Origin of the sequence: Actinomadura geliboluensis (assembly GCF_005889745.1) — a bacterium.
GTDB classification, from domain to species: Bacteria; Actinomycetota; Actinomycetes; order Streptosporangiales; family Streptosporangiaceae; genus Spirillospora; species Spirillospora geliboluensis.
Window position 1 is genome coordinate 1 of sequence record NZ_VCKZ01000258.1, and the last position, 13,823, is coordinate 13,823.

Annotated in this window: 15 protein-coding genes; 13 read left to right on the plus strand and 2 right to left on the minus strand. The window is 71.1% G+C overall.

Translation table 11 applies throughout. The features are described 5' to 3' along the window. The first annotated feature begins 2 nt into the window (after window positions 1-2). The 9 genes from pip (at window position 3) to ehuA (ending at window position 8,130) form a co-directional block, all read left to right on the plus strand. Window positions 3-971 carry a prolyl aminopeptidase gene (pip, locus tag ETD96_RS29005; protein ID WP_138639675.1) on the plus strand — a complete coding sequence of 323 codons (969 nt, stop codon included), beginning with the start codon at window positions 3-5 and terminating at the stop codon, window positions 969-971. 652 nt (window positions 972-1,623) lie between these two features. Then, the gene (gene ectA, locus ETD96_RS29010) at window positions 1,624-2,172 is read left to right on the plus strand and encodes a diaminobutyrate acetyltransferase (protein ID WP_138639676.1); all 549 of its coding nucleotides are present in this window, start codon (window positions 1,624-1,626) and stop codon (window positions 2,170-2,172) included. Window positions 2,173-2,223: 51 nt separating this feature from the next. Next, on the plus strand, window positions 2,224-3,486 hold the full coding sequence (ectB, locus tag ETD96_RS29015; protein ID WP_138639677.1) for a diaminobutyrate--2-oxoglutarate transaminase: 1,263 nt from the start codon (window positions 2,224-2,226) through the stop codon (window positions 3,484-3,486). A 72-nt stretch (window positions 3,487-3,558) separates the two neighbouring features. After that, window positions 3,559-3,954: an ectoine synthase gene (locus ETD96_RS29020; RefSeq protein ID WP_089329148.1), complete on the plus strand. Its 396-nt coding sequence runs from the start codon at window positions 3,559-3,561 to the stop codon at window positions 3,952-3,954. Further along, complete coding sequence (gene thpD, locus ETD96_RS29025; RefSeq protein WP_138639678.1) at window positions 3,951-4,859, plus strand: ectoine hydroxylase; 909 nt, start codon at window positions 3,951-3,953, stop codon at window positions 4,857-4,859. Before ETD96_RS29020 ends, thpD begins: the two co-directional genes overlap by 4 nt. A gap of 106 nt (window positions 4,860-4,965) precedes the next feature. Further along, window positions 4,966-5,859 (plus strand): ectoine/hydroxyectoine ABC transporter substrate-binding protein EhuB, encoded by an 894-nt coding sequence (ehuB, locus tag ETD96_RS29030; RefSeq protein WP_089329146.1) that lies wholly within the window; start codon window positions 4,966-4,968, stop codon window positions 5,857-5,859. A 6-nt stretch (window positions 5,860-5,865) separates the two neighbouring features. Then, complete coding sequence (gene ehuC, locus ETD96_RS29035; protein WP_138639679.1) at window positions 5,866-6,582, plus strand: ectoine/hydroxyectoine ABC transporter permease subunit EhuC; 717 nt, start codon at window positions 5,866-5,868, stop codon at window positions 6,580-6,582. Next, complete coding sequence (gene ehuD, locus ETD96_RS29040; protein WP_171069284.1) at window positions 6,582-7,235, plus strand: ectoine/hydroxyectoine ABC transporter permease subunit EhuD; 654 nt, start codon at window positions 6,582-6,584, stop codon at window positions 7,233-7,235. Before ehuC ends, ehuD begins: the two co-directional genes overlap by 1 nt. A 112-nt stretch (window positions 7,236-7,347) precedes the next feature. Next, complete coding sequence (ehuA, locus tag ETD96_RS29045) at window positions 7,348-8,130, plus strand: ectoine/hydroxyectoine ABC transporter ATP-binding protein EhuA (RefSeq protein ID WP_386869065.1); 783 nt, start codon at window positions 7,348-7,350, stop codon at window positions 8,128-8,130. A 120-nt stretch (window positions 8,131-8,250) separates the two neighbouring features. Here ehuA and ETD96_RS29050 read toward each other — a convergent pair whose 3' ends face one another. Then, window positions 8,251-8,904 carry an HD domain-containing protein gene (locus ETD96_RS29050; RefSeq protein ID WP_138639682.1) on the minus strand — a complete coding sequence of 218 codons (654 nt, stop codon included), beginning with the start codon at window positions 8,902-8,904 and terminating at the stop codon, window positions 8,251-8,253. Between the two features lie 102 nt (window positions 8,905-9,006). Here ETD96_RS29050 and ETD96_RS29055 point away from each other — a divergent pair, with 102 nt between their 5' ends. From ETD96_RS29055 to ETD96_RS29070, 4 genes are all read left to right on the plus strand, one after another. Further along, a complete protein-coding gene (locus tag ETD96_RS29055) occupies window positions 9,007-9,963 on the plus strand; it encodes a GlxA family transcriptional regulator (protein WP_138639683.1) in 957 nt (318 codons plus the stop codon). Between the two features lie 69 nt (window positions 9,964-10,032). After that, complete coding sequence (locus ETD96_RS29060) at window positions 10,033-11,205, plus strand: thiolase family protein (protein WP_138639684.1); 1,173 nt, start codon at window positions 10,033-10,035, stop codon at window positions 11,203-11,205. A gap of 3 nt (window positions 11,206-11,208) precedes the next feature. Continuing rightward, entirely contained in the window at window positions 11,209-11,580 is a 372-nt protein-coding gene (locus ETD96_RS29065; RefSeq protein ID WP_138639685.1) for a Zn-ribbon domain-containing OB-fold protein, read from the plus strand. Between the two features lie 67 nt (window positions 11,581-11,647). Next, window positions 11,648-12,784: an NAD(P)H-dependent flavin oxidoreductase gene (locus ETD96_RS29070; RefSeq protein ID WP_138639686.1), complete on the plus strand. Its 1,137-nt coding sequence runs from the start codon at window positions 11,648-11,650 to the stop codon at window positions 12,782-12,784. A 217-nt stretch (window positions 12,785-13,001) separates the two neighbouring features. On the opposite strand, the gene ETD96_RS29080 is transcribed toward ETD96_RS29070, so the two are convergent. Further along, a complete protein-coding gene (locus ETD96_RS29080; protein ID WP_205719504.1) occupies window positions 13,002-13,496 on the minus strand; it encodes a hypothetical protein in 495 nt (164 codons plus the stop codon). Between the last annotated feature and the right edge of the window lie 327 nt (window positions 13,497-13,823).

Consider the following 13,823-nt stretch of genomic DNA (forward strand, 5'->3'; position numbering starts at 1 on the left):
TCATGGAGCTTCGCACCCTGTATCCGCCGATCGAGCCGTACGACTCCGGGCTGCTCGACGTCGGCGACGGCGACGAGATCTACTGGGAGGTCTGCGGGAACCCGGACGGCAAGCCCGCGGTCATGGTCCACGGCGGCCCGGGGGCCGGGTGCAGCCCGGCGCACCGCCGGCAGTTCGACCCGGAGGCGTACCGGATCGTCCTGTTCGACCAGCGCAACTGCGGGCGCAGCGTGCCGCACGCGAAGGACCCGGAGGTGTCGCTGGAGGCGAACACCACCTGGAACCTCGTCGCGGACATGGAGCGGCTGCGCGAGCACCTCGGCATCGACCGCTGGCTGGTGTTCGGCGGGAGCTGGGGCAGCGCGCTGTCGCTGGCCTACGCCCAGACCCATCCGGACCGGGTGAGCGAGCTGGTGCTGCGCGGCATCTTCACCCTGCGCCCGTTCGAGTTGTACTGGTTCTACCAAGAAGGCGCGTCCCTGCTGTTCCCCGACCTGTGGGAGAAGTACGTCGAGCCGATCCCCGAGGACGAGCGGGAGGACCTCATCTCGGCGTTCAACGAGCGGCTCAACTCCCCCGACCGGCAGGTGCGGGTCGCGGCGGCGAAGGCGTGGGCGACCTGGGAGGGCTCGACGATCACGCTGCGCCCCGACGCGGAGCTGGCGGCGGGGTTCGGCGAGCCGGACTACGCGGTGGCGTTCGCGCGCATCGAGAACCACTACTTCGTCAACGAGGGGTTCTTCGAGGACGAGCAGCTGATCCGGGACGTGGACAAGATCCGCCACATCCCGGCGGTGATCGTGCAGGGCCGCTACGACGTGTGCACGCCGGCGGCGACGGCGTGGGACCTGCACCGCGCGTGGCCGGAGGCCGACTTCCACCTCGTGGACGACGCGGGCCACGCGTTCAGCGAGCCGGGAATCCTGCACCGGCTGATCGAGGCGACCGACCGCTTCGCCGCGGCACGGTAAAGACACGGTTTAGAACGAAATGAGCCGGTCAAGATAGCGGCTTGCCCGGCAAAAAGAACGGCACGACGGCCCCGCGAGAAGCGGCCACTCCCTAACGTGGCAGTCAACCGGGCCGATATGCGGCCGGGGTCGGCTCCCCATGGCGGGCCCCGGCCGGCGCCTCCTCAGTCCGAAACCCGCGATTTCTTACTCATCGGCAACCCACTCCTTACCGCGTGGTCAGTGATCCTGCCCCTTGAAGGCAACCAGGTGCGGCCTCCCAGGGCCCGCCCCAACGCCGTGGTCCCCATCCGCCCCAGAACGCCCGCGACCGGACGACCTCCGGCGATGCGACGTGACGCCCGCCGCACCCCGCGCGTTGACACCGAATCTGAGTGACTTACCTCACACAACCGATACACAAAACCCCTCCCGGGGCGACGCCGGAACATTAAGCTGACGTTCAGGAAGCGTCCTGGGTGCTTCCGCGATCAGTTCGGCAGTACCTCCTGCGTATCAGCGGGAAAGGCCGACCACCGCCCGCGCGGCGCCCATTCGAATTGCACCGAATTCGGCAAAGCCCTTAACCCTACCCAGCGCGATGCGCGGCTAAACATCCCGCCGATAACATTCCTCTGCGATCACGGCGCGAGATTCGCTAAGTTGCCTGGACATGGCAGCGCAACCCCTGGAATCACCGACCCGACGCCCGGACGCGAACGAGACGAACGCGGAAGTGCAACTCCAGGAGCCGAGCCTCTCCGATGGCCCGCGGCTGTGGCGGATCGCCCGGGACTCACAGGTCCTGGACGTCAACTCGCCGTACAGTTACACGCTTTGGTGCCGCGATTTCGCGGACACTTCCGTGGTGGCGCGCGACGGCGCCGGCCCGTGCGGATTCATCACCGGCTACGTCCGCCCGTCCCGGCCGGACACGTTCTTCGTGTGGCAGGTCGCCGTCGACCGCGAGCACCGCGGCCAGGGCCTGGCCCGCCGCATGCTGGACCGCCTCGCCGACCGGCTCGCGCCGCGCGGGCACCGGTACATGGAGGCCACGGTGACCCCGGACAACACCGCTTCCACCGCGATGTTCGAATCGTTCGCCCGGGACCGCGGGTGCGAGGTCGCCCGCAGCCCGCTGTTCGGCGCGGAGCACTTCCCCGATGGGGGACACGAGCCCGAGGTGCTCTTCAGGATCGGCCCGATCGCCGCCGCGAACTGACCCACTCCACCCCCCATCCGCTCCCCCACTCCGACTGCCTGGGAGGCAGACATGGACGCTTTCGCCCGCCTGGAATCGGAAGTCCGCGGCTACTGCCGAGGGTGGCCCACGGTGTTCACCACCGCACAGGGCAGCCACATGACCGACGAGAACGGTAAAACGTACCTCGATTTCTTCGCCGGTGCCGGCACCCTCAACTACGGGCACAACAACCCGCAGCTGAAACGCCGGCTGCTGGACTATCTCGCCAGTGACTCCATCGTGCACAGCCTCGACATGTACACCGCCGCGAAACGGGAGTTCCTGGAACGATTCAGCGAGTACGTCCTGCAGCCGCGGGGGCTGGACTACAAGGTCCAGTTCCCGGGCCCGGCGGGCAACAACTCGGTCGAGGCGGCGCTGAAACTCGCGCGGAAGTACACCGGCCGCGAGACCGTCGTGAGCTTCACCAACGCCTTCCACGGGATGACGCTCGGCGCGCTCGCCGTCACCGGCAACTCGATGAAGCGCACCGGCGCCGGCGTGCCGCTCGGCCACGGCGTGGCCATGCCGTACGACAACTACCTGGACGGCCGCACCCCGGACTTCCTGCTGTTCGACACGATGCTCGACGACAGCGGCAGCGGCCTGGACAAGCCCGCCGCCGTCATCGTCGAGACCGTGCAGGGCGAGGGCGGCATCAACGTCGCCACCGCCGAGTGGCTGCGCGGCCTGCAGGACCTGTGCCGCCGGCACGACATCCTGCTCATCGTCGACGACGTCCAGATGGGCTGCGGCCGCACCGGCCCGTTCTTCAGCTTCGAGGAGGCCGGGATCACCCCGGACATCGTCTGCCTGTCCAAGTCGCTCAGCGGCTACGGGCTGCCGTTCGCGGTCACGCTCATGAAGCGGGAGCTGGACGTGTGGGACCCGGGCGAGCACAACGGCACCTTCCGCGGCTTCAACCCCGCGTTCGTCACCGCCGTCGCCGCGCTGGAGGACTACTGGACCGGCGACGACATGGAGAAGCAGACCCTCGCCAAGGGCCAGCAGGTCGAGCGCGCGCTGCAGGACATCGCGCTCTCGCACGCCGGCGCGGTCGACTCCGTCCGCGGCCGGGGCCTCGCGTGGGGCCTGGTGATGAAGGACCCCGAGACGGCCCCGAAGGTGTGCGCCGAGGCGTTCGCCCGCGGCCTGCTGATGGAGACCTCCGGCCCCGAGGGCGAGGTCGTCAAGCTGCTGCCGCCGCTCACCACGACCGAGGCCGAGCTGGCCCGCGGCCTGGAGATCATCGCGGACTCGGTCGAGGCCGTCCGCACGAAGGTCGCGGTCTGACCCGCGCCGCAGCGCCCAGCACGCACCCGGAACCACCGCCGCGCCCCCGGCACCACTGGAAAGAGGAGTTTCATGATCGTTCGTTCCCTTGACGAGATCGTCGGCACCGAGCGCGACGTGCAGGCGCCGACCTGGTGCAGCCGCCGGTTCGTGCTCGCCAAGGAGGGCGTCGGATTCTCGCTGCACGAGACGATCCTGTACGCGGGGACCGAGACGAAGATGTGGTACGCCAACCACATCGAGGCCGTCTACTGCATCGAGGGCCAGGGCGAGCTCACCAACGACGAGACCGGTGAGAAGCACGACATCAGGCCCGGCGTGATGTACCTGCTCGACGGCCACGAGCACCACACGCTGCGCGCGCACACGGACGTCAAGACGGTGTGCGTCTTCAACCCGCCCTGCACCGGCCGGGAGGTCCATGACGAGAACGGTGTCTACCCCCTGCTGACTGAGGAGGACGCATGAGCATCATCGAGTCCCATCCGACCATCGACGACGCCTACCCCACCCGGAAGGCCGCCGAGGCGGCGCTGCTGTACCGGCAGGACCCGGTCGTGCACGGCGGCCCCGAGGACGGGCCCATCGACGGCGCCACCCTCGACGCGTTCGAGGCCAACGGCTTCCTGTCGGTCGACCAGCTGCTCGCGCCGGAGGAGGTCGAGGACTACCGCGCCGAGCTGCGCCGGCTGTCCTCGGACCCGGAGGTCCTGGCCGACGAGCGCACGGTCACCGAGCGCGGCTCCGACGAGGTCCGCTCCATCTTCGAGGTCCACCGGATCAGCGAGGTGTTCGCCGGCCTCGTCCGCGACCCCCGCGTGGTCGGCCGGGCCCGGCAGATCCTCGGCTCGGACGTCTATGTGCACCAGAGCCGGGTCAACTACAAGCCGGGCTTCACCGGCAAGGACTTCTACTGGCACTCCGACTTCGAGACCTGGCACGCCGAGGACGGCATGCCGCGCATGCGCGCGGTGAGCATATCCATAGCGCTCACCGAGAATTTCGTGCACAATGGCGGGCTAATGATTATGCCTGGCTCGCACAAGACCTTCGTGGCCTGTGTCGGGGAGACCCCGGACGACCACTACAAGGAGTCGCTGCGCGGCCAGGAGATCGGGACGCCCGACCCGAACAGCCTGTCGATTCTCGCGGACAAGCACGGAATCGAGCTGTTCACCGGCCCGGCGGGCTCCGCGACCATGTTCGACTGCAACTGCATGCACGGCTCGAACGGCAACATCACCCCCTTCCCGCGCTCCAACGTGTTCATCGTGTTCAACAGCGTTGAGAACACGTGCGTCGAGCCCTTCTCGGCTCCCGCTCCCCGGCCGACGTTCATCGGCGCACGCGATTTCAGCCCGGTGCTCGACTGACCGGCTGACAACAATTCGATAACCCCGACCGTTCGCCCCGCGCACGCGGGGGGCCGTTTACCACCGGCCCCCGCGTGCGCGTGGCACACCCGACAGGAGTTCAACGATGACTTCTTCGAGACGAGACTTCCTCCGCACCGCCGTGCTGCTGTCCGCCGCGGCGCCGCTTGCCGCGGCGGGCTGCTCCACGACGGATCCGGAGAAGGAGAAGGCGGGCGGCGGCACGCTGCAGAAGGCCAAGGACTCCGGCACGATCACGGTGGGCTTCGCCAACGAGGCCCCGTACGGCTACACCGACAAGTCCGGGAAGCTGACCGGCGAGGCGCCCGAGCTGGCCCGCGTCATCTTCAAGAACCTCGGCATCAACGAGATCAAGGGCGTGCAGGTCGACTTCGGCGGCCTCATCGCCGGGCTCAACGCCAAGCGGTTCGACGCGATCGCCGCCGGCATGTTCATCAACCCGGAGCGGTGCGCGTCCGCGGCCTTCGCGAACCCCGAGTACGTCGCCAAGAGCGCCTTCATGGTCAAGGAGGGCAACCCGAAGGGGCTGAAGAACGAGAAGGACCCGGCGGCCAAGGGCGTCAAGGTCGGCGTCCTCACCGGCGCGGTCGAGGCCGGCTACGCCGAGAAGAGCGGCGTGAAGAAGGGCGACATCAAGACCTACGCCGACCAGGCGAGCGCCTACGAGGGCCTCAAGGCCGGCCGTGTCGACTGCATCTGGCTGACCCGCATCTCGCTGGCCGACCTGCTGTCCAAGCACGAGGGCGAGGGCTTCGAGGTCACCGAGGCGTTCACCCCGGTCATCGACGGCAAGGAGCAGTTCGGCGCGGGCGCGTTCGCGTTCCGCAAGGCCGACTCCGACCTGCTGACCGCCTGGAACACCGAGCTCGACAAGCTCAAGCAGCAGAACGGGCTGCTGCCGATCCTGCAGCCCTTCGGCTTCGCCGAGGCCGACATGCCGGGTCCGGACGACACCGCCGCCAAGTTCTGCAAGGCCTGATCGCCCGTGTCCGACGTCCTCGACAGCTACCCCCAGTGGCTGGACGGCGCGTGGGTCACGGTCAGGCTCACCCTTCTCGGTGGCGCGCTGGCGCTGGTGCTCGCCCTGCTGTTCGGCATGGCGGGCACCTCGCGCCACGCGTGGGTGCGCGTGCTGAACCGGTTCTACGTGGAGTTCTTCCGCGGCAACGCCACGCTGGTGCTGCTGTTCTGGTTCTTCTACGCGCTCCCGCTCATCGGCCTGCGGTTCACCACGATGTTCGCGGCCGTGCTGGCGCTCGGCCTCAACGTCGGCGCCTACGGCGCGGAGGTGGTGCGCGGCTCGATCAACGCCGTCCCGAAGGCGCAGTACGAGGCCACCATCGCGCTGAACTTCACCCCGCTCCAGCGGATGCGGCGCGTGCTGCTGCCGCAGGCGTTCGCGCTGATGCTGCCGCCGTTCGGCAACCTGCTCATCGAGCTGATGAAGGGGACGGCGATCGTGTCGCTGGTGGGTCTCGTCGACCTGACCCGCGTGTCGAAGAACATCCAGGGCAGCACCGGCGAGACCGTCGCGGCGTTCACGATGGTGCTGGTCCTGTACTTCGTCATCGCGCAGGTGCTGCAGCTGTTCGTCCGGTACGCCGAGCGCCGCGTGGACCGCATGCTCGGCCGCCGGCTGCCCGCTGAGCCGTCCCTCGGGACGGTCGCGGCGGGCGCCCCCGGAGCGGGGGTGGCCGGCTGATGAGCTGGGACTGGCAGTACTCCGGGGACATCCTCCCCGACCTGCTGAGCGGGCTGCGCTACACGGTCGTCGCGACGCTCGGCGGCTATGTGATCGCGATCGTCCTCGGGCTGGTGTGGACGCTGCTGCGCCGCACCCCGAGCAGGGTCTTCAACCAGACGATCCGGTGGATCACCGAGTTCATCAGGTCGACCCCGCTGATCCCGCAGCTGTACTTCGTGTTCTTCGTGCTGCCCGCCTGGGGCATCACGATCGGGTCGCTGACCGCGGGCATCATCACGCTCGGGGTCCACTACTCGACCTACACCGCCGAGGTGTACCGGGCCGGGATCGCGGACGTGCCGAAGGGGCAGTGGGAGGCGTGCACCGCGCTGAACCTGCCGAAGTCGCGGGTGTGGCTGGACGTGATCCTGCCGCAGGCGATCCGCCGCGTGATCCCGACGCTCGGCAACTACCTGATCGCGATGTTCAAGGACTCGCCGATGCTGCTGGCCATCAACGTCGCGGAGCTGCTGTTCTCGGCGTACAAGGTCGGTTCGCAGAGCCTGCAGTTCCTGGAACCGATCACGATGGTCGGCCTGTTGTTCGTGCTCGTCAGCGTCATATCCTCGATACTCGTCCGCCGCTTGGAGAGGCGTTATGCCACCACCTAACACACCGGAAGTGCCGAAGGACGCAGCGGCAGACACCGCGTCCGACGTCGTCCTGGAGAAGGGCGCCTCCACCGGGAAGGGCGCCGCGCCCGAGGGCGTGCCCGCCGCGGACCTGCCGCACGGCGCCGCGCCCGGAATCCGCTTCGAGAAGGTGGTCAAGCGGTTCGGCCCCAACGTGGTCCTGCGCGAGCTGGACTTCACGGTGGCGCCGGGCGAGCGCGTGACGCTGATCGGGCCGAGCGGTTCGGGCAAGACCACGATCCTGCGGCTGCTGATGACGCTGGAGAAGCTCGACGAGGGCCTCATCTGGATCGGCGACGAGACGCTCTGGCACATGGAGCGGGGCGGCAGGCGCGTCCCGGCGAACCAGAAGCACCTGCACGAGATGCGCAAGCAGGTCGGCATGGTGTTCCAGCAGTTCAACCTGTTCCCCAACATGAACGTGCTGCGCAACCTCACCGAGGGGCCGGTGCGGGTGCTGGGGGTGCCGAAGGACGAGGCGGTCGAGCGCGCCAAGGGCCTGCTCGACATGGTCGGCCTCGCCGACAAGGAGAACGCGCACCCGACCCAGCTGTCGGGCGGCCAGCAGCAGCGGGTGGCGATCGCGCGGGCGCTCGCCATGCAGCCGAAGGTGCTGCTGCTGGACGAGGTCACCTCCGCCCTGGACCCCGAGCTCGTCGTCGGCGTCCAGGACCTGCTGCGCGACATCGCGCGGCAGAGCGACCTCACGATGCTGTGCGTCACGCACGAGATGGCCTTCGCCAAGGACATCTCCAACCGGGTCCTGATGTTCGACCAGGGCCAGATCGTCGAGGAGGGCCCGCCGGAGCAGATCTTCGGCGAGCCGTCCGAGCAGCGCACCCGGGACTTCCTCCAGGCCGTCCTGGCGTCCTGAGCGGATCTCCGGCCCGCCGCCCGCGTCCCCGTCGCCCCGGGGACGCGGGCGGCACTCGTTTCGCCGGCACTCGTTTCGGCCGTACGCGTTTCGGCCGGAAGCGTCTCGGCGGTGCCCGTCTCAGCGGACGCCGGGCCAGGCGCCGGCGACGAGCCGCGCCCAGTCGAGGGCGGGGGCGCCGGCGCCGTACTGGCGGGCGATCTCGGCCGGGAAGCTGCCGAGCGGGGCCTTGGCGGGCTCGCGGGCGATCTGCTCGACCATGGTCTCGGTGAGGCCGGCGCCCGGTGCGAGGCGCGGGAACGCGGTGTGCGCGCGGTCGGCGAGGCCGCCCGGGAGGGCGTCCGCGCCCATGCCGACGACGTCGGCGCCGCTGCCGGCGTGGGTGAGGGCGATCTCGGGGCGCATCCGTTCGGCGATTCCCCTGCTGGTGTGCAGGGCGATGGCCTCCCAGACGACGCGGGCCCGCTCGCCGTCCAGGCCGTGCTCGGTGAGGAACCGGGCGGCGGTGTCGGCGCCGTCCACTTCGAAGCGCCCGCCGCCGTCGCCCTGCTCGGTGAGGCCCATGTCGTGCAGGACGGCCGCGAGGAACAGCACCTCGTCGTCGTAGTCGGCGCCCGGCCGCACGCCCCGCGCCTCCCCGAGCGCGCGGCCGAACAGGTAGGTGCGGACGCTGTGGTTGGCGAGCGGGGCGGGCGCCGTCGCGAACACCAGGTCGTAGGCCATGCGGGTCAGGTCGGTGTCGGGCAGTGCGAACTCGGCGAAATGGTCGGACACGAAGACTCCTTCTTAGCTGTCGCTGGGAACGGCACTGATCGTCCGACGCCGGGCGGTGGCCCGGCCAGTGTCCGGATTGCCGATATGCGCTACGTTCTGGCCATGCATGTGGTGGCGGTGCTCGCGCTGGACGGTGTCGTGGCGTTCGACCTCGCCGTCCCGGGCCAGGTGTTCGGCGTGACCACCGCGTCCGGGGGCGGTCCGCTCTACGAGACGCGGGTGTGCACGCCGCCGGACGGCGCGGCGACGTCCGCGGCGCTGGGGCGGATGCGGGTGGACGCCCCGTTCGGCCTGGACGCGCTCGCCGCCGCCGACACGGTCGTCGTCCCCGGGCACGAGGACGTGCGGTCCGACCCGCCCGCCGAGGTCCTGGACGCGCTGCGCGGCGCGGCCGGGCGCGGGGCGCGGATCGCCTCGATCTGCGTCGGCGCGTTCGTGCTGGCCGCGGCCGGGCTGCTGGACGGCCGCCGCGCCACCACGCACTGGCGGTACGCCGGGGCGATGGCCCGGCGGTTCCCGGCGGTCGAGGTCGATCCGTCGGTGCTGTACGTGGACGGCGGGCAGGTCCTCACCTCGGCGGGCGTCGCGGCCGGGATCGACCTGTGCCTGCACCTCGTCCGCCGCGACCACGGCTCGGCGACGGCGGCGCGCACCGCCCGCCGGATCGTGATGCCGCCGCAGCGGGACGGCGGCCAGGCGCAGTTCATCCGGCACGAGGACCCGCCGGACGGGGGCGCCGCGCTCCAGCCGACGCTGGCCTGGCTGGAGGCCAACCTGCACCGGCCGCTGACGCTGGACGACATCGCGCGGCAGGCGTCGGTGAGCGTCCGGACGCTGACCCGGCGGTTCCGCGAGCAGGCGGGGACGACGCCGCGGCAGTGGCTCGCGCGCGCCCGCGTGCACCGGGCGCAGCAGCTCCTGGAGAGCACGGACCTGCCGGTCGAGCGGGTCGCGGCCGAGGCCGGGTTCGGCTCGCCGGTGACGCTGCGCGCCCATTTCGCCCGGCAGGTCGGCGCGTCCCCGCTGGCGTACCGGGGCGCGTTCCGCGCCCGCTCCTGATCACCCCGCCCCGTTCCATACCGAACGTCGTTCTGTACGGTGGCACTTACGGACGAGGAGAGCGAGGCGATGGGCACTTCGAGGGGCACTTCGATCGCCGGGCTCGGGATGACCGAGCTCGGCAGGGTGTACGGGCGCAGCCCGCGGCGGCTGGCCGCGGACGCGGTGCGGCTCGCCGCCGCCGACGCGGGCCTGGCGCTCGGCGACCTGGACGGGCTGCTGGTCAGCCACGGCATGGGCGGCTCCCCCGGCATCGAGCTGGCCGGCACCCTCGGGCTGCGCGACCTGCGGCTGCTGTCGCAGGTCAACGCGTTCGGCGCGACGGCCGGGGCGATGGTGTCGTACGCGGCGTCGGCCGTGCTCAGCGGCACCGCGACCACCGTGGCGTGCGTGTTCGCGGACGCGCCGCTCAAACCGAAGCAGTCGGCGGGCTCGGCCTACAACCGCGACGCGCGCGAGTGGTACGGGTTCGGCGGGATGACGGCGGCGCTCGGGCTGCGCAGCGTCAACTCCTACTACGCGCTCGCCGCGCAGCGCCACATGGCCCGGTACGGGACGACCAGCGAGCAGCTCGGCGCGATCGCGGTGGCGACGCGGGAGTGGGCGTCGCGCAACCCGCTCGCGCAGATGCGCGACCCGATCACGCTGGCGGACCACCAGAACTCGCGGTGGGTGTCCGAGCCGCTGCACCTGCTGGACTGCTGCCTGGTCTCCAACGGCGCCGTCGCGGTCATCGTGACGAGCGACGACCGGGCCCGCGACCTGGCCCGGCCGCCCGTCCACCTGTGGGGCTGGGGGCAGGGGCACCCCGGGCACCGCAAGGAGCGCGGCAGCGACTTCGGCCTGACGACCGGCGCGGCCTCCTCCGGGGCGACGGCGATGAAGATGGCCGGGATCACCCCGTCCGACGTGGACGTGTGCGAGCTGTACGACTGCTACACCTACACGGTCCTGGTGTCGCTGGAGGACTACGGGTTCTGCGCCAAGGGCGAGGGCGGCGCGTTCGCCGCGTCCGGCGCGCTCGGGCCGGGCGGGTCGCTGCCGACCAACACCGGCGGCGGGCAGCTGTCGGCGTACTACATGTGGGGCATGACGCCGCTGTCGGAGGCCGTGATCCAGGCGCGCGGGGACGGCGGGGAGCGGCAGGCGCCGGCCGCCGACGTGATCCTCGTCAGCGGGAACGGCGGCATCCTCGACCACCACTCCACGCTGATCGTCAGCCCGCACCGGAAGGGGGCCTAGCCGATGGAGATCGGCGTTCTGCGGCGGGACGGGCGCACCGACCCGTTCTTCGACGGCACCGCGTCCGACCGCCTCGTGATCAAGCGCTGCGAGGCGTGCGACCGGTGGTTCGCGCCGGACGCCGCCGGCTGCCCCGGGTGCGGCGAGGAGGACCTCGGCTGGGCCGAGGCGAGCGGCGCCGCGACCCTGGTGACCTGGACCGTCCTGCCCAAGGACCCGCCCGCCTTCCTGGCGCTGGTCGAGCTGGCCGAGGGGCCGTGGCTGCACGCCCGGCTGGACGGCGTGGCGCGGGCGGACCTGCGCGAGGGGCTGCCGCTGCGGGCCGTGTTCGAGCATCCGGCGGAGGGCGAGTCCTACATCCTGTTCCGGCCCTGACCGGCACCGGCCTCCCGGGCCCAGCGGGCACTGGACCGAATGACGTTCGGTCCATTAGCGTCGGGGCATGAACACCGAGGTCTGCGAACGGTTCGGCATCGAGTTCCCGCTGTTCGCCTTCAGCCACTGCCGCGACGTCGTCGCCGCCGTCACCAACGCCGGCGGCTTCGGCGTCCTCGGGGCCGTCGCCTACACCCCCGAGCGGCTGGAGGAGGAGCTGCGCTGGATCGACGACCACGTCCACGGCCGCCCCTACGGGGTGGACGTGCTGGTCCCCGGCAAGATCGACAAGGCGGCGGAGAGCGGCGGCGGCCTCGACGCCATGCTCGCCGCGGTCCCGGACGAGCACTGGACGTTCCTCACCGGCCTGTTCGAGAAGTACGACGTGCCGCTGCCCGACTTCGACAAGGCCAGGCGGTCCAACTCGCGCGGCGGCACGCAGGTCACCAAGAAGGGCGCCACCGAGCTGATCGACGTGTCGCTCGCGCACCCCATCGGGCTCATCGCCAGCGCCCTCGGCACCCCTCCCCCGCTCATGGTGGACAAGGCCCGGGAGGCGGGCGTCCCCGTCGCCGCGCTGGTCGGCACGTCCGAGCACGCCCGCCGCCAGGTCGCCGCCGGCGCCGACCTGATCATCGCGCAGGGCGGCGAGGCCGGCGGGCACACCGGCGAGATCTCCACGATGGTGCTCGTCCCCGAGGTCGTCGACACGGTCGCGCCGGTGCCCGTCCTCGCGGCGGGCGGCATCGCCACCGGCCGGCAGATGGCCGCCGCGCTCGCGCTCGGCGCGTCCGGCGTCTGGTGCGGCTCGGTCTGGCTCACCACGGAGGAGGCGGAGACGTCCCCGGCCGTCAAGGAGAAGATGCTCGCCGCCACGTCCCGCGACACGATCCGGTCGCGGTCGCGCACCGGCAAGCCCGCCCGGCAGCTGCGCTCCGCCTGGACCGAGGAGTGGGAGGGCCCCGCGTCCCCCGGCCCGCTCGGCATGCCGCTGCAGATGATCGTCGCCGAGGGCGCGATGCGGCAGATCACCAAGGTGGCCGAGTCCGGAAACCCCGGCGCCCGCGCGCTCGCCAACTACTTCGTCGGCCAGTGCGTCGGCCTGATGAACACCGTCAAGCCCGCCCGCCAGGTCGTCTACGACATGGTCGAGGACTTCGCGAACGCCGTGGAGCGCCTCAACCGCATCACGAGCGAGGACTGACCGGGGACGCCCCTTGGCGTCGACGGTGGTCATGGTCGCGTACACGATGTCGCCGATGTAGGCGTCGAACTGGTCCTTGATCTCGGCGAACGACGTCGCTTTCGTGGCCACTGCTCTTCCCTTCCTGCTCAGGCGGCGGTCTTGGCGGGCTCTGCGTGCGTGCTTCCGGTGGTGGACGCTTCGTCCGGGGCGGCGGGTGTACGGAGGCCGAACGCGATCACGACCGCGCCGAGTGCCGCCGCCGCGGCCGGGACGGCCAGGGCGGTCCGCAGCGCGTCCAGGCCCGTGCCGGCGGCGACGCTGACGGCGGTGACGGCCGACAGCCCGAGCGCCGTCCCGAACTGGAAGGACGTGTAGAGCAGGCCGCCCGCCAGGCCGTGCTCGCCCTCCTCGACACCGTGGCGAGGAACTGGAAGCCCGCGAACGCACCCAGGAACAGCAGCGCGGCCACGTTCACCCGCACCAGCGGGACCGTCCGCAGGATGCCGAGCCGCACCAGCGGCGACCTCGACCGCCGCTCGACCGCGACGACCGCGAGCACGCCGCCGGCGACCAAGCCCAGCGAGAACCCGCCCGCCGCCGTCCCCGCGTACACTCCGAGCGCCCGGGTGCGCGCCGGGCCCTCGGGGAAGGTGGAGGTGACCAGCGCCAGCCCGGCAGGCGCCATGAACGCGGCGGCGACGCCCGTGACGAACCGCGCGGCCAGCAGCATCCAGCCCCCGGTGGCGAATCCGCCGGTGCCCCAGCAGGTCGGCGGCCCGGCCGCCCAGCAGCATGAATCCGCCGTAGCTGCCGACCCGGCGCTAGTCCAACCGAAGGGGCGGCGGCCCGGGGAACCGCATCCACACCACCGTCCGCTCCCCGTCCGGCCGCACGCCCCACTCCAGGCTCAGCGCGTCGATGATCCGCAGCCCCGCTCGGCATGCCGCTGCAGATGATCGTCGCCGAGGGCGCGATGCGGCAGATCACCAAGGTGGCCGAGTCCGGAAACCCCGGCGCCCGCGCGCTCGCCAACTACTTCGTCGGCCAGTGCGTCGGC

What these genes read in the sequence shown, in the direction of transcription:
- pip (WP_138639675.1), top strand. Translation starts at nt 3, where the DNA reads ATGGAGCTTCGCACCCTGTATCCGCCGATCGAGCCGTACGACTCCGGG.
- ectA (WP_138639676.1), top strand. Translation starts at nt 1,624, where the DNA reads ATGGCAGCGCAACCCCTGGAATCACCGACCCGACGCCCGGACGCGAAC.
- ectB (WP_138639677.1), top strand. Translation starts at nt 2,224, where the DNA reads ATGGACGCTTTCGCCCGCCTGGAATCGGAAGTCCGCGGCTACTGCCGA.
- ETD96_RS29020 (WP_089329148.1), top strand. Translation starts at nt 3,559, where the DNA reads ATGATCGTTCGTTCCCTTGACGAGATCGTCGGCACCGAGCGCGACGTG.
- thpD (WP_138639678.1), top strand. Translation starts at nt 3,951, where the DNA reads ATGAGCATCATCGAGTCCCATCCGACCATCGACGACGCCTACCCCACC.
- ehuB (WP_089329146.1), top strand. Translation starts at nt 4,966, where the DNA reads ATGACTTCTTCGAGACGAGACTTCCTCCGCACCGCCGTGCTGCTGTCC.
- ehuD (WP_171069284.1), top strand. Translation starts at nt 6,582, where the DNA reads ATGAGCTGGGACTGGCAGTACTCCGGGGACATCCTCCCCGACCTGCTG.
- ETD96_RS29055 (WP_138639683.1), top strand. Translation starts at nt 9,007, where the DNA reads ATGCATGTGGTGGCGGTGCTCGCGCTGGACGGTGTCGTGGCGTTCGAC.
- ETD96_RS29060 (WP_138639684.1), top strand. Translation starts at nt 10,033, where the DNA reads ATGGGCACTTCGAGGGGCACTTCGATCGCCGGGCTCGGGATGACCGAG.
- ETD96_RS29065 (WP_138639685.1), top strand. Translation starts at nt 11,209, where the DNA reads ATGGAGATCGGCGTTCTGCGGCGGGACGGGCGCACCGACCCGTTCTTC.
- ETD96_RS29070 (WP_138639686.1), top strand. Translation starts at nt 11,648, where the DNA reads ATGAACACCGAGGTCTGCGAACGGTTCGGCATCGAGTTCCCGCTGTTC.
- ETD96_RS29080 (WP_205719504.1), bottom strand. Translation starts at nt 13,496, where the DNA reads ATGCTGCTGGCCGCGCGGTTCGTCACGGGCGTCGCCGCCGCGTTCATG.